Below are 24,591 nucleotides of genomic sequence, written 5' to 3' on the forward strand. Positions count from 1 at the left end.
AGAGCTCCCCGGTACGTCACTTGGCCGAAACCTTCCCGGGGCCGGGCTCCCGAGGACGGCGGGCCGGGTTGACCCGAACGGTCGTCGGCGCCCGGCGCCTGACGCGCTGTGACACTTCCGCGCGGACCGGCGCTGATGAGCGTGGGAGGGCGCGCACTCGGCACGGACGAGGACGGTACTTGGGTCAGGGAACGGAACCCCGGCGCGGACAGGCGTACGACGGAGAACTGGGCGCGGCCGTCGCGCGGGCCCAGCAGGGCGACGAGGCGGCCTTCGCGGTCGCCTACCGGTTCGTGCAGCCCGGACTGCTCGGCTATCTGCGCGGCCTGGTCGGGGACGACGCGGAGGACGTGGCGTCCGACGCCTGGCTGGAGATCGCCCGGGACCTCGGGCGGTTCCGGGGCGACGGGGCCGGCTTCCGTGGCTGGACGGCGACCATCGCCCGGCACCGGGCGCTGGACCACCTGCGCCGGCAGCGGGTACGGCCCCGGTCGTCCGCGCTGGAGCAGGACGTCCTGGAACTGCCCGGACCGCAGAGCACGCACGACCAGGCGCTGGAGGCCATCTCCACCGAACACGCCCTGGAGCTGGTCCGGGGGCTGCCGCGCGACCAGGCCGAGGCCGTGCTGCTGCGGGTGGTGGTCGGCCTCGACGGCCCGGCCGCCGCACGGGTCCTGGGCAAGCGGCCGGGCGCGGTACGCACGGCCGCCCACCGGGGCCTGAAACGCCTCGCCCGGCAGCTGGGCGCGGAGAGTGTGACGGATGAGGCTCCCCGGACGCTGGGTGAGTCGACGTGAGCGGAACCGGCGGTTTCGCGGACGGCGCGGGCTGGTCCCGCGGACTCGGCGCCCTGAACAGGGCGGACCGGCGGGCCGTACTGGGGCCCGGTGGGCCGGCCGGCGTCGGCGGCGGAGCGGAGGGAACGATCGGATCGAGCAGGAACGGAAACGGACATGGGTGAACGGCAGAGCGACGGCGGGCTTTCCGGCCGTGGTTCCCGTCACGCCCTCCTCGACTCCGACGTGGAGGCGCTGATCGTCGCCTCCCTCATCCGGGACGGTGTCGACGCGGAGGCCGAGCAGCGGGCCGTGGCCGCCTTCCGTGCCGCCCGGGACGCCGGGGCCCCGCGGACGCGCACCCGCCGCCGGGACGACTGGCGTGCCCGGCAACGGCGCCACCTGGGACGGTCCCTGAAGACGACCCTCTCCGTGCTGCTCGCCAGCCTCACGCTGGGCGGTGTCGCCGTGGCGGCGATCGGCGTGGCGGGATCGTCCGAGGAGGGCACGAAGGACACCCCCGGGCGCCCGCCCGCCCCGAGCAGCGCCCCGCGCGACCCGGCGGAGAAGCCTCCCCGCGACAGCCACAGCCCCGGTACCGGCTCTGCCACGGCGCACCCGGACCGGCCGGCCCCCGCCCAGGACACCGAGGCCCACTGCGGCGCCTACGAGCGGGCCGGGCGGCGCGGCAACGCCATGGACGCGACGGCCTGGCAGCGTCTCGTGGCCGCCGCGGGCAGTGAGAGGAACGTCACGGCGTACTGCGCCGGGCAACGGGCGGAGCCGAAGGGCGGCAGCGGTGGCCCCGGGAACGGCGACCCCGCCGAGGGCGACGGCGCACCCGCCGCGAACAGCGGCGCGGGCAACGGGCCGGACAGCGGCGGGGACAACGGGCCCGACAACGGGGCGGGCCGGAGCCGGAGCGAGGACAAGCGCTCCCAGCCCAACGGCAGTCACCGGTAAGGGATTCCACGAACGCCATCCGTCATGGCCGGGCGAGGCCCACACGTCCGCAGGCACCCGCCATGGCAACGGCCGAGGCCGCCACCCCCCACAGGAGAGGCCCCGGCCGTCGCGCGGCACGGGCCGCGCGGCGGCCCGTACTTCCTACAGCGCCCCGTGTGCGTTTTCTGTCACACCCCGCCGCGTCACGGCTTAGTTGCATCTCGGACGGACATGGACGGGGAGTGGTTTCAGGTCGTAACGTGCCGTTCGCGCCAACGCGGAGGCGGCAAGACCACCGCAACCACCTGCGGGCTTGTAACCGCAACCACCAATTGAGCAACCACGACGGCGAGAACCCGGCCCGCGAGAGCGGCGCCGGTTGAGGCGCAGAAGGGCGCGCGGTGCTGGGGGACGACGCGGAGCTGACCGCCGCGGTGCGCGCGGCACAGGACGGAGACGAAGACGCGTTCCGGACTGTGTACCGCACCGTGCATCCGCGGCTGCTCGGGTACGTACGGACGCTGGTCGGCGACCCCGACGCCGAGGACGTCACGTCCGAGGCGTGGCTTCAGATAGCCCGCGATCTGGAGCGGTTCACCGGCGACGCGGACCGGTTCCGCGGCTGGGCCGCCCGGATCGCCCGCAACCGCGCGCTGGACCACATACGCATGCGTGGGCGCCGGCCCGCGATCGGCGGTGACGAGACCGAGCTGACCGGCCGGGCCGCCGAGGCGGACACCGCCGGCGAGGCCATCGAGGCGCTCGCCACCGACGGCACGTTCTCCCTCATATCCCGGCTGCCGCAGGACCAGGCCGAGGCGGTCGTGCTGCGCGTGGTGGTGGGGCTCGACGCGAAGACCGCGGCCGAGACGCTCGGCAAGCGCCCGGGCGCGGTCCGCACCGCGGCGCACCGGGGCCTGAAGCGGCTCGCCGAACTGCTCGGCGACCACCCGCAGGCCGATCCGGAATCGGCCGGGGTGCTCGACGCCCTGCCGCCCCAGCGAGAACCGCGCGGTGGTGCGGTGACGTCCGCAGGTGTGACGCACAGCGTTGCGCGGACGCAGAAGGATGTGTGATGGCCGACGAGCAGTACAGGTGGCTGGACCGCGAAACGGCGGAGCGTTTGCTGAGCGGAGAGCCACCCGAAGCTGTCGAAGGCACCGGCAGGGACCAGGCCGAACACCTCGCCAGGGCCCTCGGCGCGCTGTCCACCGCACCCCCGCTGACCAGCGATGAACTCCCCGGCGAGGCCGCCGCGGTGGCCGCTTTCCGCAAGGCCCGCGCGGAACGCGCCGACGCGGCGGCGGCCCGCTCGGTCACCGGCGGACAGGACGCGGCCGAGGTCGCCGACGCCGGGCTGGTCCGTATCGGAACCCCCGGCGGCAGCGGCACCGTCATGGCCCGCAGACCCCGCTGGGCCCGTCCCGCCCGCTTCGCCCTGGCCGCCGTGCTGGCCGCCGGCATGGTCGGCGGGGTCGCCCTCGCGGCCGGAACCGGAGCCCTGAGGGCGCCGTTCGGCGGCGACGCGCCCGACCCCGGCGCCTCCGTCTCGGCCTCCGTCACTCATCCCGAACGCCCGCTGATGTCGCCCTCGCCGAGCGGCGCCCCGCAGGGCGGCTCGACCCCCGGCGACGCCCCGGGCGGTACCTCGAGGGGCGGGGCCGGTGCCCAGGGTGAGGACGAGGAGCGCGACGACGCGGCGCCGAATACGGACGACCGGAAGAACCGCTCCGGCGACCACCGCAGGGAGATCACCTCCGCCTGCCGAGACCTCCGCGACGGCAAGCGGCTGGACCCCGACCGCAGGCGTGCCCTGCGGGACGCGGCGGGCGGCCTCCGGGCGGGGAGGTACTGCAAGGGCGTCCTGTCCAAGGCCGACCCTCGTTCGGGGGAGCGCGGGAGCGACGCCCCCGCGGACAGGGGCCGTCACCAGGGCGAGGACGCCGACCGGGACCGGGACCGGGACCGGGATCGCGGCCGGGACCGGGACCGGAAGCAGGACAAGGCTGAGCCGAAGGCCGACCGTAAGGCCGGGCAGCGCGCCGAGAAGAAGGACGACGACGAGGCCGACGCGGACCGCGGCCGGTTCCGGAGCTCTCTCGCACCGCTGCGACCTGCGGTTTCGCACTCCGTGAAAATCTCCTGGCCGAGGGTGTGACGTTTTCGGCCGCCCTGGCGCAGTACTGAGTGAGCCGACTGGTCATCGGCCGTCGCACAGAGCCGGGGTTCCCCCCGTACCTACGGCTCGTGCACCTGAGCGCGGGCGGGACACGTTCCCCCGGTCCCGCCCGCGCCCCACTCCCTCTCCCCGCTGTCACCAGGACACGACGACCCTGTCGCCATCGCGGACCTGCGCGTACAGCTCCGCGATCGCCGGCTCGTCCCGTACGTTGACGCAGCCGTGCGAGGCGCCCGCGTAGCCCCGGGCGGCGAAGTCCGCCGAGAAGTGCACGGCCTGGCCGCCGCTGAAGAACATCGCATAGGGCATGGGCGAGTCGTAGAGCGTCGAGACGTGGTCGCGGGACTTCCAGTAGACGGAGAAGACGCCCTCCCGGGTCGGCGTGTACTGGGAGCCGAAGCGGACCGCCATCGTCGACACGGTGCGCCCGTCGACCATCCAGCGCAGCGTCCTGCTGGTCTTGTCGATGCACAGCACCCGGCCGGTCCGGCAGCGCGCGTCCGGCGGGTCGGCCGGCTGGCCGCCCATCAGGTACAGGTCCCACCGGCCCGGCTCGCGCGTCATGCGCAGCAGCCGCTGCCAGGTGACGGCGTCGGTCTTCCCGGTGCGCGGCAGCCCGCGCTTGCCCTGGAACCCGCTCACCGCCCGCTCCGTCGGCTCGTCGTACGCGCCGGTCGGCCCGTCGAACAGCCAGGCGACCTGCCGCAGCCGGGCCTGGAGCTCCCGGACGTCCCGGCCGGTGTCGCCGCGGGACCACAGCACGCGGGGCGGGGCGGGAGCCGCGCCGGGCTTGTCGTCGTCCGACGGCGGCGCCGGATCCGGCTCGCCGCCGCCACCGGCGGGCGTGCGGTCCGGGGACGGGGTGCCACCGGGCAGCTCGATGTGCACCGGTGAGCGGCGCTTTCCCTCGCCGTCGGGGGTCTGCACCGTGCAGCCGGTCAGCGCGGCCAGCACGGCGAGTCCCGCCACGAACGCTCTCCCCATGCCCGTAGTACGCACACGGCCCCCCGCTCGTCTCACCGGTGTGCCCGGATGTCACCTGAGATGTTCCCCGGGCGTGACCCGTCGCGAACCAGAGGGCATGGTGGTGAGCGAGGTCACTGCTCTGCGGGAGGCAACCCACCATGGCGCGTGAGTCGGAGTCCGGACTGCCCATCGAGCCGGTCTACGGGCCGCAGGCCCTTCAGGGCTGGGATCCGGCGGAGAAGCTGGGGGAGCCCGGGGCGTACCCGTACACCCGGGGCGTGTATCCGTCGATGTACACGGGCCGGCCCTGGACGATGCGCCAGTACGCCGGTTTCGGAACGGCCACGGAGTCCAACGCCCGGTACCGGCAGTTGATCGCTCATGGCACGACGGGTCTGTCGGTCGCCTTCGACCTGCCCACCCAGATGGGCCACGACTCCGACGCGGCGATCGCGCACGGCGAGGTCGGCAAGGTGGGTGTGGCCATCGACTCGGTCGAGGACATGCGGGTGCTGTTCGGCGGGATCCCGCTGGACCGCGTCTCGACGTCGATGACGATCAACGCCCCGGCGGCCCTGCTGCTTCTCATGTACCAGCTGGTCGCCGAGGAGCAGGGCGTCCCCGCGGACCGGCTGACCGGCACGATCCAGAACGATGTGCTGAAGGAGTACATCGCCCGCGGCACCTACATCTTCCCGCCCAAGCCCTCACTGCGGCTGATCGCGGACATCTTCAAGTACTGCCGGACCGAGATCCCGCGCTGGAACACCATCTCCATCTCCGGCTACCACATGGCCGAGGCGGGTGCCTCGCCCGCGCAGGAGATCGCCTTCACCCTCGCCGACGGCATCGAGTACGTCCGCACGGCGGTCGCGGCCGGCATGGAGGTCGACGACTTCGCGCCCCGGCTGTCGTTCTTCTTCGTGGCCCGCACCACGATCCTGGAAGAGGTCGCCAAGTTCCGTGCCGCGCGCCGGATCTGGGCGCGGGTGATGCGCGAGGAGTTCGGCGCGACCGACCCGAAGTCGCTGATGCTGCGCTTCCACACCCAGACGGCGGGCGTGCAGCTGACCGCCCAGCAGCCGGAGGTGAACCTGGTCCGGGTCGCGGTGCAGGGCCTGGCGGCGGTGCTGGGCGGGACGCAGTCGCTGCACACCAACTCCTTCGACGAGGCCATCGCCCTGCCCACCGCCACATCCGCCCGCCTCGCGTTGCGCACCCAGCAGGTCCTCGCCTACGAAACGGACGTGACGGCGACCGTCGACCCGTTCGCCGGGTCCTACGTCATCGAGAAGATGACCGACGACGTCGAGGCCGCGGCCGTGGAACTGATGGCCAAGGTCGAGGAACTGGGCGGCGCCGTCGACGCCATCGAACGGGGCTTCCAGAAGAGCGAGATCGAACGCAACGCCTACCGCATCGCGCAGGAGACCGACACCGGCGAACGCGTCGTGGTGGGCGTCAACCGCTTCCAGCTCGACGAGGAAGAACCGTACGAGCCGCTGCGCGTCGACCCGGCCATCGAGGCCCGGCAGGCCGAACGCCTGGCCGAGCTCCGCGCGGAGCGCGACCAGCCGGCCGTCGACGCGGCCCTGACAGCACTGAAGAAGGCCGCCGAGGGCCAGGACAACGTCCTCTACCCCATGAAGGACGCCCTGCGCGCCCGGGCCACCGTCGGCGAGGTCTGCAACGCACTGCGCGAGGTGTGGGGGGCGTACGTCCCGTCCGACGTCTTCTGACCGGCAGACAGCGGGGCGGGGATGTCAGACCCGCGTGCGACACTCATGCGCATGTTCGGTGTCATCGATCTGCCCACCTACCTGGCGGGTCTCGTCCTGATCATCCTGCTGCCCGGCCCCAACTCGCTGTACGTGCTGTCCGTGGCCGCCCGCCGTGGCGTGCGTGCCGGGTACACCGCCGCCGCCGGAGTCTGGTGCGGGGACGCGGTGTTGATGACGCTGTCCGCGGCCGGAGTGGCCTCGCTGCTCCAGGCGAACGCCGTGCTGTTCGCCGTCGTCAAGTACGCGGGGGCCGGATATCTGACCTGGCTGGCCGTCGGCATGCTGCGGGCCGCGTGGGGCATGTGGCGGACACGCGGGGAGCGGAACGCCGGTGGTGAGGCGCCCGAGCCCGCCGAGGAGCGGCCCTTCCGCCGTGCCTTCGTCGTCAGCCTGATCAATCCCAAGGCGATCCTCTTCTTCGTCGCCTTCTTCGTGCAGTTCGTCGATCCGGGGTACGCCTACCCCGCCTTGTCCTTCGTCGTCCTCGGCACCCTCGCCCAGCTCGCCAGTGTGCTCTACCTCAGCGCGCTGATATTCGGCGGCACCAGGCTGGCCGCCGCCTTCCGCCGCCGCAGGCGCCTGTCGGCGGGGGCGACCTCGGCGGCGGGTGCGCTGTTCCTGGGCTTCGCGGTGAAGCTGTCACTGGCGAGTTCCTAGGGCCCCCGGCCTGGCACCGGCCGAGGTGCGCCCCGCTCGGCCACCGGGACGGCGCGAAGCTGTTCAGCGGCTCACGCTTCACCGGCATCGAGCACGCCGGGCAGATGGAGGGGTCTCATGACGCGGCCCGGCGTCAGGACCGTTTCGCGCGGGCCCGCCGTACGGCCCGGGTGACCACGGGCGGCAGCAGGTCCCTGGCGAGCCTGCGGGCCCGGGAGGGGGCGGGCCGGGCCGGGCGCGCCGCACGCGACTCGGCGACCGTGGGGGCGGGGGCTGCGTGCGCCGGTTCCACGTAGTGCCGTGAGGGCGGGAAGGACGGCGGCTTCATGCCTCGGGACCGGGTCCGGATCAGCCGGTGCCCGGCTGCCTCCTGCGTGCTCAGCCCGACGTCCGAGCGCTGCCGCAGCATCTGGAGCAGTTCCTCCTGGAGCGGCTCGGGATCGCCCCAGGTGGCGTACAGCTTCTGCGTGCTGAGGCAGACCGGGTTCAGGCCGCGGTTGAGGACGGCCTCCCAGGCGGCGACCGAGACACCCGGGGTGTGCTCGGACCGGAAGTCGTCGAGGACCACGACGCCCTCGGGCAGCAGGATGTCGCGAGCCGCGCCGATGTCGCCGTACACGTGCTCGTACAGGTGCGAGGCGTCGATGTGGACGAAGCGGCAGGTGCCGGCGGCCACCGTCTCCGGCACCAGGGAGCTGGGGCCGGTGATCACCGTCGGCAGGGCGTCGTGGAAGGAGAGGTAGTTCCGCTCGAACGCCTGCTGGGTGAGCGAGGCGTACGACTTGGCCGCCTCGGCCTGGTTGGCCCCGTCCGGGGCGTCGCCCTCGAACAGGTCGCAGACCGTGAACCGCTCGCCGTCCTGGAGGTGGTGGCCGAGGAGGATCGCGCTCTTGCCCAGGTAGACGCCGAGTTCCAGCAGGTCGCCCTTTGTGCCGGCCTTCTTCTGCTGTTCGAGGAGCCAGGTGAACAGCATCTGGTCCAGCGGCGGGAACCAGCCCGGGACGTCGGCGAGTTCGCCGGGGTGCTTGTCCGTTGCCTGTGCGTTGGTCATGAGACGAGCCTTCTCTCTGAGCATTGCCCCAACCAACGGCCGGTTGAACGTGCCGTGAACAGGTCAGCGGGCCTTCGCCAGCGCCGCCCGCAGCCGGGGCGTCAGCGGCTTCTCCACATACTTGTTCAGCAACCACGCCAGCAGCAGCATTGACGCCACCGTCAGCGCGAGCGTCACCCCCGACGCCAGCCCCAGACCGCGGTGCAGCGCGTGGATCACCACCCAGCCGAGATGCTCGTGGACCAGGTAGAAGGGGTAGGTCAGCGCGCCCGCGACCGTCAGCCACCGCCAGTTCACCCCGTTGAGCAGGCCCAGCGCGATCGCGGCGACCGCCACGAAGCCGAACGTGACGACGGCGACGATCCCGAACGACGAGCGGTAGGAGAAGGCCTCCGGGTCGGGGGCGTGCCACAGCCCCTGCACCGCGTAGTGCTGGCCGATCAGCCAGCTCACGGCGACGATGCCCCAGCCGTAGACGTCCCGCCGGTCGCGGTGCACGAGGTAGAGGCCGACACCGCCGATGAAGAAGGGCGCGTACTCCGGCATCAGGACGATGTCGAGCAGCGGCATGTGCGCGTTCTCGGCGATCACCGCCGCCAGCATCCAGCCCGCGCAGAACATGATCACCCGGCGGCGGTCGGCCCCGGGCAGCACGACGCACAGGGCGAACAGGGCGTAGAAGCGGACCTCCGCCCACAGGGTCCAGCACACCCCGAGCACCCGGTCGACGCCCAGCGGCATCTGCAGCATCGTCAGGTTCACCAGGGCGTCGCTCGGCGACACGGCCTGGTAGGCGACCACCGGCAGGGCGAACACGCCGGTCACCAGCAGGACCGCCGCCCAGTAGGCGGGCAGCAGCCGGGAGGCGCGGGAGGCGAAGAACGACGTCAGGGGACGGCCCCAGCCGCTCATGCAGATCACGAACCCGCTGATCACGAAGAAGACCTGGACGCCGAGGCAGCCGTAGGCGAACAGCGGGTGCAGGGTGGGGAACTGCTCCTGGGGGGAGGTGCCCCAGGCCTGGGCGACCTCACCGTCGCGCCCGCCGTAGTGGTACGCCGCCACCATCAGCGCGGCCACCAGCCGCAGTCCGTCCAGGGCACGCAGCCGGCCCCCGGAACTCCGGCGCCGCGGGACGGTCGTGGCGCCCGGTGGTTCGGCCGGCACGGCGGCACCGGGCTGCGGCTTGCGGGTGCTGACGACCGTCTCGGTCACGCTGAAACCTCTGTGTGGCTCGTGTGTCCTTTGCCTGAGCCGCCCGTGGGCGGGCGCCTGTCACCCTAGGACGAGCGTTGACGCAAATACGTTCGACGGCAACAGGGTTCGCCTACCGGTCCCCATCGGTTCATCTGGATGTCGCCGGGGCGGGCCGCGGGGCGGGACCGGCTCAGCGGCGTACCGCCTTGCGCAGCGCCCGGGCCCGCCTCACCACCCGGCGTGCGGTGGCGTTGCGGGGCAGGAACGCCAGCCGCTGCGGAATGCCACCGGGCAGTCCGAGCGCGGTGAGACGGCGCTTCTTGAAGTAGCGCCGGGTGAGCGGGCCGAGATGCCGCGCGAGGAACTGCTCCGCCTGCGGGCGCAGGTCCGGGTGGATCTGCGGCTGCATGGTGAACCCCAGGGCCGTGAGGAGGGCGGGCAGCCGCTCGGCCGGCAGGACGTCGCCGCCGTTGCCGCTCTCCAGGCCGGGCAGCAACGCGTCCGCGAGGGTGGCCGGGACCCGGTTGCTGTTCTGGTACGGCGTCAGCCGCTCCAGCAGCAGCTCGGTTCCGATGCGCGCGACGGGCAGGTCGTAGAACGCGGAGGCCGTGAACAGCGCGGTCGAGAAACAGCCGACGACCAGCGCGGGCCGGGCCCGGTCGAACAGCACCTCGGCGAGCACGGGCGTGTCCAGGACCGTGAGGTCCACGCCGAGCTCCTCGGCCTCCCTCTCCAGGGCACGGCTGTAGCGGGCCGGGGCGGTCGGGTGGGGCTTGAAGACGACCGAACGGTGGCCCCGGGCGACGGCACCCCGCATCATCCGCACGTGCAGGTCCTCTTCCTCCTCGGGGGAGAGGATGCTCAGCGCCGACAGGTACTGGCCGAGCAGCAGCGCCGAGTCGCCGGGCAGCGCGGGCAGTTCGGGCACGGTCTCGGTGACCTCGCCGAGTACCTTCAGGAACGCGGGCGAGGGCACCAGGTGCGCCGGCACCCCGAACTCGGTGAGCAGCATCGGCGTGAGCCCCGGCACCAGGTCGAGGTGCAGCAGCCGCCGTACGCGCGTGCCGACCAGCGGGTCGAGCTTGTTGCGGGTGGGGCCGTAGCTCATCAGCCCGTCGGCGTAGACATCGACGGGGGCGTCCGTGAACAGCTGGGCCACCGTCAGGGCGGGCGCCACCTGGATGGACTCCAGCACCAGGCTCACCCGGTCCTCGCCCAGGCCCCACAGCAGCCGCAGATAGCGCTCGAAGAGGGGGATGTCGTTGGCGCGCGGTGTCCAGGCCCCGGGGTGGAAGGGGCGGATGGCTTCGTTCCAGGACAGCACCTCGTCGAAGTGCTCGCGCAGCGGGGCGAAGCCCGGCATCTCGTCGAGGGCCGGGGTGGTCTCCGGGGTCGCGGAGTTGTTGAACACCAGCAGCACCCGGCGGTCCGGCTCCTCGAAGAGGTCCGAGTCGATCGCGGCGGCCAGGGTGGCGACGCCGTACAGCGTCGAGGCGCAGAAGATCTGAGTGGTCCCGGGCATCAGGCGGCCGCTCCCGTCGTGGTCACTCGGCGCCGCAGCCGCCGCAGCTTGGACGAGCGGTCCATGTCCATGGCCTCCAGTGCGTCACCGAGCGCGTCCTGCGGCATGCGCTTGATGGCCGCCGCGCTCATCGACCGCAGCTGCCTGGCCACGGCCGGTTCGAACCTGTCTTCGTTGGAGAGGTGGTGGGCGATGATGGCGCAGTAGGTCCGCACCGCCTTGGGCAGCAGCCGGTCCGCCTCGCGGTCCGCGGCGGTCTCCTCGACCACCTGGTCGAAGGCGCGGATGAAGTCGAGCTGGCGGACGTCGCCGATCTGCGTCAGGGACGAGGCCACCCCGCGCCGGTAGAACACGCCCAGCAGGCTCACCACGGCGAACGACTCCGCCTCGCGGTGCAGCTTCCAGATCCACGGCCGGTCCTCGGCCGTGCGCAGCCCGTCGGTGAAGTGGAGCACGCCCTTGTCGACGAGCCGGCGGTGGTACGCGCCGGCCCAGGCGTAGGCGTAGTCCACCGATGTGGAGCGGTGGGCGGGGAGGATCGCCTCCCGTGGGTCGAACGCCTCCCAGCGCCGCCCGACGGGGACCCGGTGCACGGAACGGGCGCGCGCGGTGGCCTGGACGTGGTCGGTGCGCACGAAGTCGCACCCCAGGCCGTCCATCGCGGACACCAGTTCGGTGAGGTAACCCGGGGCCAGCCAGTCGTCGCCGTCCAGGAACGTCAGGTACTCGCCCTGCGCCGCGTCCAGGCCGGTGTTGCGGGCGGTGGCGAGACCGCCGTTCTTCTCGTGTCGGATGTAACGCACCTGCGCGACATCCGAAAGGTCCTCGGCCGCTCGTTCGAGAATGGCCGGGGTTTCGTCTTTCGAATGGTCGTCGACCAGGATGAACTCAAAATCCCGGTCGGCGTTCAGCCGAAGACTTCTGAGGGTGTCCGGGGCATATTGCTGCACGTTGTAGAACGGCACGATCACGGAAAGCTTAGGCACCCGCGAAACGTTAGAAGGCCGCCCGGCAGCGGAACTTTCCGATGAACGTACACCGGGTGAACTCCATGTGTCAGAACGGTGCACCGCGTGTATTTCCCGCCTTCCAGCAGGCCAGTTCGGCTCTCGGTGGGGTGTTGTTAACTTTTCGTTGAGTCGCGGTTCCGCCATACCTCGGATTCGCTTCCTAGCGTCATCGACGTGCCAGCAAGTACACCGAATCGCCCGCGGATCGCCGTCCTCGCGGACTCAGACACCCGATGGAAATGGGGTGCGCTGACCGCGCACCGCATCGCCCCGGGACCGTCCATGGAAACCGGAGCGTGCGAGGGCGCGCAAACCGGCCCCGTCCTCGACGGATTCCTGCTGCGCGGCCGGGCGACGCCCACCCCGCGCCAGCTGGAGGAGGTGGGCGTGCGTGCCGACTCGCTGCGGGAGGTCACCGCCGTCGAGTTCCTGCGCGCCATGGCCGAGGAGTCCTACGACGTCCTGGTCCTCTCCCTGGTGGGCGGCGGTGTACAGGCGATGCTGCACGGCCTGGCACGCGTCTGGGAGAACCGCGCCTCGCGGCCCGTCGTCGTCACCGGCTACGTCGGTGTCGTCTACGAGAAGCTCGCCGACGGCCTGCTGCTGCGGCACGGCGCGGACCTCGTCCTCGCCAACTCCCGCCAGGACGCGGACCGTTTCCGGGCCGTCTACGAAGGGGTCGGCGCCGACGCCTCCGCGGTGACCGAGGTGGCCCTGCCGTTCCTCGGCGGCGCACCCTACGAAGGCGAGCACGACCCGTACACGGTCGTCTTCGCCGCCCAGCCCTCCGTCCCGGAGAACCGCAGGGACCGTACGTACCTGCTGAACCGGCTGGTGCAGCACGCCCGCAAGCACCCCGAGCGCGAGGTGCTGCTGAAGCTGCGCTCCAAGCCGGGCGAACACACCACCCACATCGAGGAGCTGCCGTACCAGAAGCTGGCGCAGCGCCTCGATCCGCCGGCCAACTTCCGCCTGGTCTACGGGAACATGGGCGAGGTCCTCGACCGGACCGACCTGCTGGTGACGGTCAGCTCCACGGCCGCCCTGGAGTCACTGCACCGCCGTATCCCGACCGTCGTGCTGACCGACCTCGGTATCCGTGAGGCCCTCGGCAACCACCACTTCGTGGGCTCCGGCTGCCTCGCCTCCTGGGACCAGCTCGACGCCGGGCACCGGCCCGCCCCCGACGAGGAGTGGGTCTCCCGGCAGGGCGTCGTGGCTGGGGGCACGTCCCGGACGAAGTCCGGGAGAGGTTCCTACGACTCCGCCTTCGACGCGGCACGCAAACGCATCGCCGGGCTGCTCGGCCGGCCCGGCGGCCTGCCCCCGCTGGCCCCGTACTACACCCCCGTCACCGCGCCCGGCTATCTGCCCGGGATCCTCGCCCGCCACCACCTCGGCCCGGACGGCACCCCGCTGCCCGGTGCGCCCGCCGCCGGCAACGAGCCCGGACCGGTCCGGCAGATCGTGCGCCGGGCGGCGCGCGGCGCCTACCGGCACGGCGTGCAGCGCGTGGCGCCCGTCATCCGGCGGATGGGCGAGCTGTGAGCCGCCCCGAGACCCCTGCCCAAGGAGTAGACCCCATGTCCCAACCGGAAGCGGGCCGAGGCGCCTCGGTGCGCCGCGTGCTCGCGGTGATCCCCGCGCGCGGCGGCTCCAAGGGTGTGCCCGCGAAGAACCTCCTGCCCGTCGGCGGTGTCCCGCTGGTGGCCCGGGCGGTACGCGAGTGCCGGTCGGCCCGGCTGGTGACGGACGTCGTGGTCTCCACCGACGACCAGGCCATCGCGTCCGCCGCCCGGGAGGCCGGCGCCGAGGTCGTGCTGCGGCCCGCCGCCATCGCCGGCGACACCGCCACCTCCGAGGCCGCCGTCCTGCACGCCATGGACGCCCACGAGGCCCTGCACGGGGCGCCGGTGGACGTCGTCCTGCTCGTGCAGTGCACCAGCCCGTTCCTCGTCCGCGAGGACATCGACGGCGTCGCCGGCGCGATCGCCGGGAACGGCGCCGACACCGCGGTGACCGTGGCGCCCTTCCACGGGTTCATCTGGCGGGACGCGGAGTACGCCGAGGACACTGTCGCGGCCGGCTCCGTCACGGAGACCGACGCCGCGGCCGGCGGCGGCTACGGCGTCAACCACGACAAGTCCTTCCGCCCCCGCCGCCAGGACCGCCCCCAGGACCTGCTGGAGACCGGCGCCGCCTACGCCATGGAGGCGTCCGGCTTCCGCAAGCACCGGCACCGCTTCTTCGGCCGCACCGAACTGGTCCGCACGGACCCGGCGCGCGTGCTGGAGATCGACGACCCGCACGACCTCGCCCGCGCCCGGGCCCTCGCCCCGCTCTTCGACGCGGAGCGCCCCGGCGCCCTTCCGACCGCCGACGACATCGACGCGGTCGTACTCGACTTCGACGGCACCCAGACCGACGACCGGGTGCTGGTCGACTCCGACGGACGGGAGTTCGTCTCCGTGCACCGCGGGGACGGACTCGGTATCGCGGCCCTCCGTGCGAGCGGTCGCCTCAAGATGCTGATCCTGTCCACGGAACAGAACCCCGTGGTCGCCGCCCGGGCCCGGAAGCTCAAGCTCCCGGTGCTGCACGGCATCGACCGCAAGGACCTCGCGCTGAAGCAGTGGTGCGAGGAGCAGGGCATCGCGCCGGAGCGCGTGCTCTACGTCGGCAACGACGTCAATGACCTCCCGTGCTTCGCCCTCGTGGGCTGGCCCGTGGCGGTCGCGAGCGCCCACGACGTCGTGCGCGGCGCCGCACGCGCGGTCACCACCGTCCCCGGTGGCGACGGCGCGATCCGAGAGATCGCCAGCTGGATCCTCGGCCCCTCTCTCGATTCCCTCACCAAGTAAGGACATCTCTGCCATGAGCACCAACTCCCGTATCCGCCGGTTCGGTTCGCGCGAGGTCGGCCCGGGCCGCCCGGTCTACGTCTGCGGTGAGATCGGCATCAACCACAACGGCGATCTCGAGAACGCCTTCAAGCTGATCGACGCCGCCGCCGAGGCCGGCTGCGACGCCGTCAAGTTCCAGAAGCGCACCCCGGAGATCTGCACCCCGCGCGACCAGTGGGACATCGAGCGCGACACGCCCTGGGGCCGGATGACCTACATCGACTACCGCCACCGCGTGGAGTTCGGCGAGGACGAGTACCGCGCGATCGACGACTACTGCAAGTCGAAGAACATCGACTGGTTCGCCTCCCCGTGGGACACCGAGGCCGTCGCCTTCCTCGAGAAGTTCGACGTCCCCGCCCACAAGGTGGCCTCCGCCTCCCTCACGGACGACGAGCTGCTGCGCGCCCTGCGCGGCACCAACCGCGCGGTGATCCTCTCCACCGGCATGTCGACGCCGAAGCAGATCCGCCACGCGGTCGAGGTCCTCGGCTCCGACAACATCCTGATGTGCCACGCCACGTCGACCTACCCGGCGAAGGCCGACGAGCTCAACCTGCGCGTCATCAACACCCTCCAGCAGGAGTACCCGAACGTCCCGATCGGCTACTCCGGCCACGAGACCGGCCTGCAGACCACCCTCGCCGCGGTCGCCCTCGGCGCCACCTTCGTCGAGCGCCACATCACCCTCGACCGCGCCATGTGGGGCTCGGACCAGGCCGCCTCCGTGGAGCCGCAGGGCCTCACCCGCCTCGTCCGCGACATCCGCACCATCGAGGCCTCCCTCGGTGACGGCGTCAAGAAGGTCTACGAGTCCGAGCTGGCCCCGATGAAGAAGCTGCGCCGCGTCGCCGGTGTGGTCGCCGAGGCGGAGATCGCCACGGCGGCGGGCGAGCCGGTCGGCGTCTGAGCGCACCACCCCCACCACCCCCCTTACGACGGGACGGTCGTACGTCGATGAGCCCCCGCGCCGGGAACGCCGGCCCCCACACTCTCGCCTTCGTCGAGAGCCCGGTACAGCTGCTCAACGTGCTGGAGTGGGCGCACGCGCATGCGCCCGGCGTGGGGCTCACCCTCGTGGTGTTGTCGCCCGTCGACCCGATGACGCGCGGCCAGCTGCGGCGGATGTCCGAGCTGGCCCGCGACGAGGGGCACCAGGTCCGCTGGGAGGAGGCGCGGGGCGGGCCCCTCGCGCCCTTCCAGACCGTCGGCGGCCTGACCGGCCTGCTCCGAAGAGCGGGCCGGATCGTGCTGGGGGACCCCTTCTCCCGCTACGTCCAGCTGCTGCTGACGATCACCCGCGCCCGAGACCTGGTCGTCGTCGACGACGGCACGGCGACGATGGAGTTCGTCGGGCAGCTGGCCCGGGGCGAACGCCTGGTGCGCTGGCACCGCAAGGGCGGCCGCCCCGGCCCGCGGGACGTGATCTTCGCGCCGGTGTCGGCCGCCGCCCGCCGCCGCCTGGCCCCCTCCGGCAGCCGCGGCATCGAGATCTTCTCCTCCATGCCGATGGAGGAGACCCCGGCGGGCGTCACGGTCACCGCCCACACCTTCGCCTGGACCCGGGCCCGCTTCGGCCCGCCCCGCATCACCAAGGGCGCCGACATGGTGGGCACGTCCCTGGTGGAGACCGGCGTCGTGGACGACGGCCGCTACCTGGAGGCCGTCCGTGCCCTGGCCGGGGCCCACGGTGCCACCCGCTACTTCGCCCACCGCCGCGAGAGCACCGACAAGCTCCACCGCCTCGCGGTCGAGACGGGCCTGGAGATCGTCCGCCCCGAGCTGCCCCTGGAACTGATCGCCCGCCGCGGCCCCATCGGCCGCACGATCCTCAGTTTCCCCTCCACGGTCGTCCACACCCTCCCCCTCGCCCTGTCCGGCACGGAGGTACGTGTCGCGGTCTGCGACATCGACCCGGCGTGGCTGACCGAGACCGCGTCTCCGCGGGCCCAGGGCTTCCTGTCGGGGGTCACGGGGACGGCTCGGGACGTCCACCGCCTGTCAGCGGTGCAGGCGGTCTGAGGTCCCGGATCGACGGGCGGGGGCGACCCGGCCGGCCAGGGGCACCATGCCGTGGCTTGCTACCCTCTGACCTGGGAAGACGCCGGCGGAGAGGGCGGGCTGTGGCAGCGGCCGGACACGAGGACCAGGACGCTCCGACCCGAGCCGAGACCCTCCGCAGACAGGCCGAACGCGCCTTCCTCTCGGGCCGGGCCGACGAGGCGCACCGGATCGCGGTCCGGGCGCTGGCCGAGGCCGGGCGCACGGCGGCACACTCCGGTGCACTCCTCCTGGAACACCTCGGCCGCTACCTCGACGCCGGAAGCACCAGCTGGGAGCACGACTACTTCGAGCAGTCCCTCGCCGAGCTCGCCCCCGACGCGCCGCCGCAGGAACGGATCCGCGTGCTGTGCTCCGGCGGCCTCGCCCGGCTGCGGCGCGGCCGGACCGACGACGGCGTACGGGCCCTGGCCGAAGCCGCCGAGCTGGCCCGCGCAGCCGGTGACGGCGCACTGGAGACCTTCGTGAGCACGATCGTCGCGGAAGCCGCCCTCACCCTCGGCAACCTGGACGAGTCCCTGCGGCACACCCGGCGGGCCCGGCGCCTGGGTATCGAGTCCGGCCGCCACCACCTGGTCGTGCGCTCCTACTTCAACGAGGCCCGCGCCACCTACCTGCGGACCGGAAACGTCGCCGACGCCGCCCGCATCCGGGGCGCGGGCATGACCTACGCGGCCGACCACGGGGAGCCGGCCACCGAGGAGGGCAACACCCTGCGGCTGGCGCTCATCGAGGACCTGATCGAGGCCGGACGCTGGACCGAGGCCGACGAGCTGCTCGGCGATCCCGCACCGGGCGAGGCGCACGGCTCCCTCAACGAGGTCGAGGAGACCCTCGTACGCTGCTGGCTGCTGACCTGGCGCGGCCGGGAACCGGACCCGGCCCCGCCGTTCGTCCGCCTGGTGGCGTCCAGCAGCCCGCTGCACGAGGCCTACCTGCTCAGTCTCGCCCTGGCCGCCGCTGCCCGGCTCGGGGATCACGCCGCCGTCGAGGAGCTGACCGGCCGCGCGCTCGAACTGGCCCGCGGCCATCTGGCACCGCCCAGCAGCGGACTGTACGTCGTCGACGCGCTCGCCTCCGCGATCCGGGCCCAGACGACCGGGGCCAGGCCGCCCATGCTGCACCCCGAGTGCGCGCCGCACCGGCTGCTGGAGACCCTGGAGGCCGTCCTCGCCCGGGTGCGTCATCATGTCGCCGCTCCGTACGAGCTGACGGACGGAGTGGCGGCGGTGGCGAGGGCGGAGGTGGCCCGGGCGGCCGGCGGAACGGGCCCGTCCGCGCCGGACCCGGACGAGGCGGGGCACTGGGAGACCGCGATCTGGGTGTTCCGCCGTACCCACGCCCGCGCCCGTCTGGTCCACGCCCTGCTGGGCCGCGCGGCCTGCCACCGGCCGGGCGACGATCACGCCGCCGTCCTGCTCGACGAGGCCGAACGGATCGCCGCGCCGATGGCAGCGCGGCCCTGCCTCGACGAGATCGCGCGCCTGCGCGCGGCCCACCGCCCCGCGCGGCACACCGGAGCGGAACCGCGCCCGTTACCGGCGCTCGCGCTGACACCCCGCCAGCGCGAGGTGATCGCCCGCCTCGCCGAGGGCCGCACGGACCGGGAGATCGCCACGGAACTGCGCCTCAGCGTCCGCACGGTGAACGCCCACGTGGCCCAGCTGCTGACCCGCCTGGGCGTGCGCAACCGCGCGGAGGCCGTGGCCTGGTACGTCCGCTCCGTTCCGGAGGACGGGGGCGGAGACGGCCGGGGGCCGGGTGACGGGTGAAGGGTGAAGGGTGACGGGTCACCGAGGGGGGACGGTGACGCTCCGAGGTTCCGGCGACCGGGCCCTCAGCCCTTCGGGCCCGGCGGGAGAGGTCCGGCGGTGGGCTGGTCCGCGGGCGGGAGCGGGGGCGGCGCGTCGCGCGCACCGCTGCGGCACGCCGCTGTTCCCGCCACACAGACCAGGGCCACGCCGACCGCCTGCAGCACGTCCGGCGTCTGGGACAGCACGACGAAACCGATGCCGGTCGCGACCGCCGGCTCCAGGCTCATCAGCGTTCCGAACGCCCCCGCCGTCAGCCGGCGCAGTGCGAACAGCTCCAGCAGGTGCGGGAGGATCGGCAGCAGCACCGCGGCCAGGGCCGTGACCGCCAGCAGCCCCGGGTCGAACCAGTCCGCCTCCGCCCGGCCACCTGCCACCACGCCGGTGCACAGGGCGGCCGCGGCGGTGGCCAGCGCGACGCCCTGCCGCCCCGGCAGCCGGTCGCCGACGCGCTGTGTCAGGAGGATGTAGCCCGCCAGCCCCGCCGCGGCACCGAGCGCGAACCCGATGCCCGGCCAGTCCGCGGACGCCTCCCAGGGCCGGGTGAGCAGCAGCACCCCGACCAGCGCGAGCAGCGGCCAGCACAGGTCGGCGCGCCGCCGCGAACCCGCCACCGCGACGAGCAGCGGCCCCGCGAACTCCACCGCGCTGACCGTTCCCAGGGGCAGCCGGTCGATCGCCTGGAACGAGCACAGGGTCATCACCGCGCTCGCCCCGCCCAGCGCCGCCGCCGCACCGAGGTCACGGCGCGGGAGACGGCCGATCCGCGGCCGGGTCCACAGGAGCAGCAGCACGGCCGCGCAGCTCAGTCGCAGCCAGGCGGTCCCGGCGGGCGACACCCGGTCGAAGAGCAGCACGGCGAGGGAGGCCCCGGTCTGCACGCTGACCATGGCGCAGACGGTGGCCGCCAGCGCGGGTGCCGCGGCGCGGGCCGGGGGCACGCGCGGCGATGCGGGCGCGACGGCGGTCATGCCCCGACGGCTCCGGCACTCGTCACGGCGGGGGCGAGGGCGGGGTCGTGGGCGAGGGTCGCCCGGACGAGGAAGGCGGTCTCCGCGTAGAAGAACTCCCCGTCCCGGGCGGCCCGTTCCACGGCACCCGTCCACGCGTCGATCTCGGCGGCCGGCAACGGGCCCGTCCCGCGGAGGGCGCGCTCGCGCAGGGCCGTGGCGATCTGGTCGACGCGGTGCCGGGCGAACCCGGCCAGTTCGGTGCACACCGTCACGTGGGTGTCGACCCGTTCGAGCCGCAGCAGACTCTTCCGTACCAGTGAGGCGGCCTTGCGTCCCATCCACGCGTCGCTGAACCGCATCCACTCCTCCGGGAACTCCGCCCACCCGTGGCAGACGGCCCGGGTCAGCTCCGGGTCACCGGCGCGTATCACCAGGGCGTCGTAGTCGGTGTGCGAGATCACCGCCCTCCCACCCGGCCGCAGCAGCCGGGCCACCTCGTCGATCAGCGCCCCCGGGTCGCGCAGGAACTCCAGGACGTCGTGGCAGACCACCCCGTCCATGCTCCCGGCCGGGTACCGGGTGGGCTTGTCGAGGTCGTGCACCTCGATCTCGGCGGCCGCCCCCAGCAGGGCGCGCGCGGCCGCCACCGTGCCGGGGTCCACGTCACAGCCGTACAGCACCGCACCGGGTGCTCTCGACGCCACGGCCTGGAGCGTCCCGCCGGTCCCGCACCCCAGGTCGAGCACCCGCTGTCCGGGGGCCGCGTCCAGGCTGGTGGCCAGCGCACTGTGAACCGAATGACCAGGCAGGGGCATGCGAACGTCCTTCCACCACTCCGCGACCGACGAGGCTCGTTTCTACCGGCGGGCCGGGCGTGAGGGCTTCGGTAGTTCTACCTAGCCGCGACCGCTTGGCCGGAAAGCACCGGACGGGGCGCGGGCGTCGGTCTGCGGGCCAGGAGGAAGGCGCGCGGCATCCTCTCCTCACCCTGGGGCGCGCGCAGCACCTGGGCGTACACCTCCAGGCCCGCCTCTTCGAGGTGCCCGGCGACCGTGTCCGGAGTGCGCCAGTAGCAGTCGAGCGCGATCTTCTGCCCGTAGCGCTCGGTCAGGCGCTGGTGCCCGTCCTCGTCCCCGGACTGGAAGCCGAGCAGCACCGGTGCCCCCGGCAGCAGGACACGGCGGAACCCGGCGAAGACGGACGGCAGATGATCGTCCGGCACATGGATGATCGAATACAGCGCGACGATGCCGCCCAGCGTCTCCTCCGGCAGGTCCAGCGCCGTCATCGAGCCGACGTGGAAGCGCAGCTCCGGGTGCGCCCGGCGGGCCAGGGCCACCATGCGGGGCGACGCGTCGACCCCGAACACCGGCAGCCCGGCCTCGTGCAGCCGCGCCGTCACGTACCCCGGGCCGCTGCCGACGTCCGCGACCGGTGGTCGCCCGGCCGTCCCGGCCGCCCGGACCAGCTCCACGAAGGCGGTCAGCAGCGCCCGCTCCAGCGGTCTCCCGGCCAGACTGTCGGGGTGCTCGGCGGCGTAGGCCTCGGCGATGGCGTCGTACGAGGCCTGCGTGGACTGTAGGAAATCGGGGGCGCGCACGGGGCGCAGACTAGTGGGGCGCTCGTCCGGCAGACGAACAAGCCCGTGTTCGCCGCGCAGGGCGTGGTATCCGTGGAGAGGATGGATGGATACCGGAGTCGTGACGCACGTGTGGTCGAAGTCACACTCTGGGGGATGGGTGGACCGGCCCGGCCCAAATGGCAGGCGATTGTACCCATCTCAGTTGATAGCTATGCGCCCGGCGGTCATATTTTCTTCCCCTTTCGGGTTGAAGTTTTGTTGATCCAGGGTCGGAAAACCGCCTCGGCGCCCTACCCTTCAGAGGGTGAAGCAACTGATGTCACTGGAGTCCGAGGTCGATCTTCCCGGGGGAGCCGCACTTCCCGGTGCACTGCCCGACGCTCTGCGGGCCGAGCTCATCGCGTTCCGACGCGACATGCACATGCACCCGGAGCTCGGCAACCAGGAGTTCCGCACGACCGCCGCGATCAAGGAGCGGCTCGAGCGGGCCGGCCTCAAGCCGCGCGTCCTCGCCGTAGGGACCGGACTCGTCTGTGACATCGGTGTGGAGGGCGAGCAGTGGGAGGGTGGTCCCAGCATGCTCGCCCTGCGGGCCGACATCGACGGCCTGCCCATTCCGGACACCAAGGCGGAGTGCCCGTACCGCTCGACCGTGCCCGACCGCGCGCACGCCTGCGGCCACGACGTGCACACCACCGTCGTCCTCGGCGCCGGCCTCGTCCTCGCCGAGCTGCACCGGCAGGGAGCCCTGCCCCGCCCGGTCCGGCTGATCTTCCAGCCCGCCGAGGAGGTGCTGCCGGGCGGCGCCGCCGACGCCATCAAGTGCGGAGCGCTGGAAGGCGTCGGCGCGATCATCGCCGTGCACTGCGACCCCCGCGTGGACGCGGGCAGGATCGGGCTCCGCGAGGGCCCCATCACCTCCGCCTGCGACCGGCTGGAGATCGGCCTCGACGGCCCGGGCGGCCACACCGCCCGCCCCCACCTCACGACCGACCTGGTCACCGCCGCGGCCCGCGTCGTCACCGACGTGCCCGCGCTGGTCGGGCGTCGCTTCGACAGCCGCAGCGGGCTCGCCATCACCTGGGGCCGTGTCGAGTCGGGCCACGCGCCGAACGTGATCCCGCAGCACGCCGAGCTCTCCGGCACCGTGCGCTGCCTCGACATCGAGGCATGGCGGCAGGCCCCCGACGTCGTGGTCGCGGCCATCGACGAGATCGCCAACCTGCACCGCGCCAAGTCGGAGATCAACTACGTGCGCGGTGTCCCACCCGTCGTCAACGAGCCCGGCGTCACCGAACTGCTGCGCGACGCCATGATCGCCCGGCGCGGCGTCGAGTCCGTCGAGGGCACCGAGCAGAGCCTCGGCGGCGAGGACTTCTCCTGGTACCTGGAGCACGTCCCCGGCGCCATGGCCCGCCTGGGCGTCCGCATTCCCGGAGAACGGCACGTCCGCGACCTCCACCAGGGCGACTTCGACGTCGACGAGTCGGCCATCACGGTCGGCGTGGAACTCTTCACGGCTGCGGCCCTGGTCAACGGCCTGCGCTAGGGCCCCATTCCGGGGGCGCGGGAGGCCCCGCCCTCCCGGGGATGCGGGGAGATCCCACCTTCTTGGGGGCGCGGGGAAAGCCCACCTCTTTGAGGGCGCGGGGAACCGCGCGACCAGCCACGACGCGCCGCACGGGGGCGACGACCCCGAGCCCCCACCGGCCGCCCCGGCGGCGACACCCCCGAGCCCCCTGGCCGGCCCGGGCGGCGACACCCCTGCCCCGGCCCGGCCGGCCCGGGCGGCGACACCCCTGCCCGGCCCGGGCGGCAGCACCCCCTGGCCCCCGGAGGCAGCCCGGCGGCACCCGTCGGCGCCTCCGGTTGCGAGCGGCGCAGCCTCACGGCAGCCTGGTGCGCGTGGCGAGGTAGGCACGCGCCGTATTCCCGAGTACACCTTTCGACCCCGTTCGATCCCGTGGTTCACAAGGGCGTAACCGGCCATCGGCACGAATGGATAACGGCCCCGCGGCGAACCGTTCCCATGAGTGTCTACGCGCGTTAATGTGCGCCGAACCGAGCACCCACTGCGGGGCTTTGGAGAATGGGGAACTTCAGATGCGTCGGATTTCCAAACTGACCCGTGTCGCGGTGGGGGTCGCGTCGCTCGGGCTCGTCGCCACGGCCTGCGGCGGTACCAGCAGCGACAGCGGCGACAGCGACAGCAGCGACCGCGGCGTCGCCATCGCGTACGACGTCGGCGGCAAGGGCGACCAGTCCTTCAACGACGCCGCCTACGCCGGCCTGACGAAGGCCAAGGACGAGTTCGGCTACAAGACGGCCGACATCGAGCCGACCGAGGGCGAGACGAACGCCGACAAGGAGCAGCGCCTCGCCTCGCTGGCCAAGCAGGGCTACAACCCGGTCATCGGTGTCGGGTTCGCCTACGGCCCGGCGATGAAGGCCGTGGCCTCCAAGTACCCGGACACCACCTTCGGCATCGTGGACTCCGTGGTCGAGGGCGAGAACGTCGCCTCCCTCGTCTTCGCCGAGGAGCAGGCCTCGTACCTCGCCGGTGTGGCCGCCGCCAAGGCCACGAAGAGCGATGTCGTCGGCTTCGTGGGCGGTGTGGACATCCCGCTGATCCACAAGTTCGAGGCCGGCTACAAGCAGGGAGTGGAGGACACCAAGCCCGGCGTGAAGGTGCTGTCCCAGTACCTGACCCAGACGGCCGAGGAGGGTGGCTTCTCCAGCCCCGACAAGGGCAAGGCCGCCGCCGAGGGCCAGATCGAGAGGAAGGCCGACGTGCTCTACGCGGCCGCCGGTCTGTCCGGCCAGGGCGTCATCGAGGCCGCCGCCAAGGCGAAGGCCTGGGCGATCGGTGTCGACTCCGACCAGTACAAGCAGGCCGCTCTCGCCCCGTACAAGGACTACATCCTCACGTCCGCGCTCAAGGACGTCGGCGGCGCGGTCTACGCGCTGTCCAATTCGGTCGAGGACGGCAAGCCGCTGACCGGCACGCAGACCTTCGACCTGAAGGTCGACGGCGTCGGCCTGTCCGAGTCGAACCCGGAGTTCGCCAAGGTCGAGGGCCTCAAGGAGGCCGTGGACAAGGCGAAGCAGGGCATCGAGGACGGCTCCATCAAGGTGAAGACCGAGTAGAACAGCCCTCGCAGGGCGGGCGGAGCGGGCGGACACCCCAGGTGTCCGCC

Annotated in this window: 21 protein-coding genes and 1 pseudogene; 14 read left to right on the forward strand and 8 right to left on the reverse strand. The window is 72.8% G+C overall.

What is annotated here, in order from left to right; all coding sequences use genetic code 11:
- The first annotated feature begins 179 nt into the window (after positions 1 to 179).
- The 4 genes from ACFU3E_RS16035 to ACFU3E_RS16050 all read left to right on the forward strand — a co-directional run bounded on the left by ACFU3E_RS16035 (position 180) and on the right by ACFU3E_RS16050 (position 3,879).
- Positions 180 to 797 (forward strand): RNA polymerase sigma factor, encoded by a 618-nt coding sequence (locus tag ACFU3E_RS16035; RefSeq protein WP_384157437.1) that lies wholly within the window; start codon positions 180 to 182, stop codon positions 795 to 797.
- Positions 798 to 953: 156 nt separating this feature from the next.
- Positions 954 to 1,739, forward strand: coding sequence for a hypothetical protein (locus ACFU3E_RS16040; protein WP_384157440.1), 786 nt, complete (start codon positions 954 to 956; stop codon positions 1,737 to 1,739).
- A gap of 383 nt (positions 1,740 to 2,122) precedes the next feature.
- Positions 2,123 to 2,797 carry an RNA polymerase sigma factor gene (locus tag ACFU3E_RS16045; protein ID WP_384157442.1) on the forward strand — a complete coding sequence of 225 codons (675 nt, stop codon included), beginning with the start codon at positions 2,123 to 2,125 and terminating at the stop codon, positions 2,795 to 2,797.
- On the forward strand, positions 2,797 to 3,879 hold the full coding sequence (locus ACFU3E_RS16050; protein ID WP_384157444.1) for a hypothetical protein: 1,083 nt from the start codon (positions 2,797 to 2,799) through the stop codon (positions 3,877 to 3,879). Before ACFU3E_RS16045 ends, ACFU3E_RS16050 begins: the two co-directional genes overlap by 1 nt.
- Positions 3,880 to 4,035: 156 nt before the next feature.
- Here ACFU3E_RS16050 and ACFU3E_RS16055 read toward each other — a convergent pair whose 3' ends face one another.
- The gene (locus ACFU3E_RS16055; protein ID WP_384157447.1) at positions 4,036 to 4,884 is read right to left on the reverse strand and encodes a L,D-transpeptidase family protein; all 849 of its coding nucleotides are present in this window, start codon (positions 4,882 to 4,884) and stop codon (positions 4,036 to 4,038) included.
- A 140-nt stretch (positions 4,885 to 5,024) separates the two neighbouring features.
- Between ACFU3E_RS16055 and ACFU3E_RS16060 the strand changes: the two genes are divergently transcribed.
- From ACFU3E_RS16060 to ACFU3E_RS16070, 3 genes and pseudogenes are all read left to right on the forward strand, one after another.
- Positions 5,025 to 6,605, forward strand: coding sequence for a methylmalonyl-CoA mutase (locus ACFU3E_RS16060; protein ID WP_384157450.1), 1,581 nt, complete (start codon positions 5,025 to 5,027; stop codon positions 6,603 to 6,605).
- A gap of 51 nt (positions 6,606 to 6,656) precedes the next feature.
- Complete coding sequence (gene leuE / locus ACFU3E_RS16065) at positions 6,657 to 7,304, forward strand: leucine efflux protein LeuE (RefSeq protein WP_384157453.1); 648 nt, start codon at positions 6,657 to 6,659, stop codon at positions 7,302 to 7,304.
- Positions 7,305 to 7,327: 23 nt separating this feature from the next.
- Positions 7,328 to 7,414 (forward strand): annotated as a pseudogene (locus ACFU3E_RS16070) (TetR family transcriptional regulator); the annotation flags it as partial.
- Between the two features lie 23 nt (positions 7,415 to 7,437).
- Here ACFU3E_RS16070 and ACFU3E_RS16075 read toward each other — a convergent pair.
- The 4 genes from ACFU3E_RS16075 to ACFU3E_RS16090 all read right to left on the reverse strand — a co-directional run bounded on the left by ACFU3E_RS16075 (position 7,438) and on the right by ACFU3E_RS16090 (position 12,060).
- Entirely contained in the window at positions 7,438 to 8,355 is a 918-nt protein-coding gene (locus ACFU3E_RS16075) for a class I SAM-dependent methyltransferase (protein WP_384157456.1), read from the reverse strand.
- Positions 8,356 to 8,418: 63 nt separating this feature from the next.
- Entirely contained in the window at positions 8,419 to 9,570 is a 1,152-nt protein-coding gene (locus ACFU3E_RS16080; RefSeq protein WP_384157459.1) for an acyltransferase family protein, read from the reverse strand.
- 172 nt (positions 9,571 to 9,742) lie between these two features.
- Complete coding sequence (locus ACFU3E_RS16085) at positions 9,743 to 11,074, reverse strand: alpha-2,8-polysialyltransferase family protein (RefSeq protein ID WP_384157462.1); 1,332 nt, start codon at positions 11,072 to 11,074, stop codon at positions 9,743 to 9,745.
- Complete coding sequence (locus ACFU3E_RS16090) at positions 11,074 to 12,060, reverse strand: glycosyltransferase family 2 protein (protein WP_384157465.1); 987 nt, start codon at positions 12,058 to 12,060, stop codon at positions 11,074 to 11,076. Before ACFU3E_RS16090 ends, ACFU3E_RS16085 begins: the two co-directional genes overlap by 1 nt.
- 198 nt (positions 12,061 to 12,258) lie before the next feature.
- On the opposite strand from ACFU3E_RS16090, the gene ACFU3E_RS16095 reads away from it, so the two are divergent.
- From ACFU3E_RS16095 to ACFU3E_RS16115, 5 genes are all read left to right on the forward strand, one after another.
- Positions 12,259 to 13,632, forward strand: a complete 1,374-nt coding sequence (locus ACFU3E_RS16095) for a DUF6716 putative glycosyltransferase (RefSeq protein WP_384157468.1) — start codon at positions 12,259 to 12,261, stop codon at positions 13,630 to 13,632.
- A gap of 35 nt (positions 13,633 to 13,667) precedes the next feature.
- Positions 13,668 to 14,945 carry a cytidylyltransferase domain-containing protein gene (locus ACFU3E_RS16100; protein ID WP_384157471.1) on the forward strand — a complete coding sequence of 426 codons (1,278 nt, stop codon included), beginning with the start codon at positions 13,668 to 13,670 and terminating at the stop codon, positions 14,943 to 14,945.
- A 13-nt stretch (positions 14,946 to 14,958) separates the two neighbouring features.
- Complete coding sequence (locus ACFU3E_RS16105; RefSeq protein ID WP_384157474.1) at positions 14,959 to 15,897, forward strand: N-acetylneuraminate synthase family protein; 939 nt, start codon at positions 14,959 to 14,961, stop codon at positions 15,895 to 15,897.
- A gap of 47 nt (positions 15,898 to 15,944) precedes the next feature.
- Positions 15,945 to 17,009: a hypothetical protein gene (locus ACFU3E_RS16110; protein ID WP_384157477.1), complete on the forward strand. Its 1,065-nt coding sequence runs from the start codon at positions 15,945 to 15,947 to the stop codon at positions 17,007 to 17,009.
- 101 nt (positions 17,010 to 17,110) lie between these two features.
- Positions 17,111 to 18,820, forward strand: a complete 1,710-nt coding sequence (locus ACFU3E_RS16115) for a LuxR C-terminal-related transcriptional regulator (RefSeq protein WP_384157480.1) — start codon at positions 17,111 to 17,113, stop codon at positions 18,818 to 18,820.
- Positions 18,821 to 18,885: 65 nt separating this feature from the next.
- Here the strand turns inward: ACFU3E_RS16115 and ACFU3E_RS16120 are convergent, their stop codons facing one another.
- The 3 genes from ACFU3E_RS16120 to ACFU3E_RS16130 all read right to left on the reverse strand — a co-directional run bounded on the left by ACFU3E_RS16120 (position 18,886) and on the right by ACFU3E_RS16130 (position 21,421).
- Positions 18,886 to 19,830, reverse strand: a complete 945-nt coding sequence (locus ACFU3E_RS16120; RefSeq protein WP_384157483.1) for a DMT family transporter — start codon at positions 19,828 to 19,830, stop codon at positions 18,886 to 18,888.
- Positions 19,827 to 20,627, reverse strand: a complete 801-nt coding sequence (locus tag ACFU3E_RS16125; protein ID WP_384157486.1) for a methyltransferase domain-containing protein — start codon at positions 20,625 to 20,627, stop codon at positions 19,827 to 19,829. The genes ACFU3E_RS16120 and ACFU3E_RS16125 overlap by 4 nt, the downstream gene beginning before the upstream one ends.
- Before the next feature lie 77 nt (positions 20,628 to 20,704).
- A complete protein-coding gene (locus ACFU3E_RS16130; RefSeq protein WP_384157506.1) occupies positions 20,705 to 21,421 on the reverse strand; it encodes a class I SAM-dependent DNA methyltransferase in 717 nt (238 codons plus the stop codon).
- A 289-nt stretch (positions 21,422 to 21,710) separates the two neighbouring features.
- Between ACFU3E_RS16130 and ACFU3E_RS16135 the strand changes: the two genes are divergently transcribed.
- The gene (locus ACFU3E_RS16135; protein WP_384157509.1) at positions 21,711 to 22,943 is read left to right on the forward strand and encodes a M20 family metallopeptidase; all 1,233 of its coding nucleotides are present in this window, start codon (positions 21,711 to 21,713) and stop codon (positions 22,941 to 22,943) included.
- A 554-nt stretch (positions 22,944 to 23,497) separates the two neighbouring features.
- Complete coding sequence (locus ACFU3E_RS16140) at positions 23,498 to 24,541, forward strand: BMP family protein (protein WP_384157488.1); 1,044 nt, start codon at positions 23,498 to 23,500, stop codon at positions 24,539 to 24,541.
- Positions 24,542 to 24,591: the final 50 nt, after the last annotated feature.

This window comes from Streptomyces sp. NPDC057424, from assembly GCF_042803315.1.
Lineage (GTDB): Bacteria > Actinomycetota > Actinomycetes > Streptomycetales > Streptomycetaceae > Streptomyces.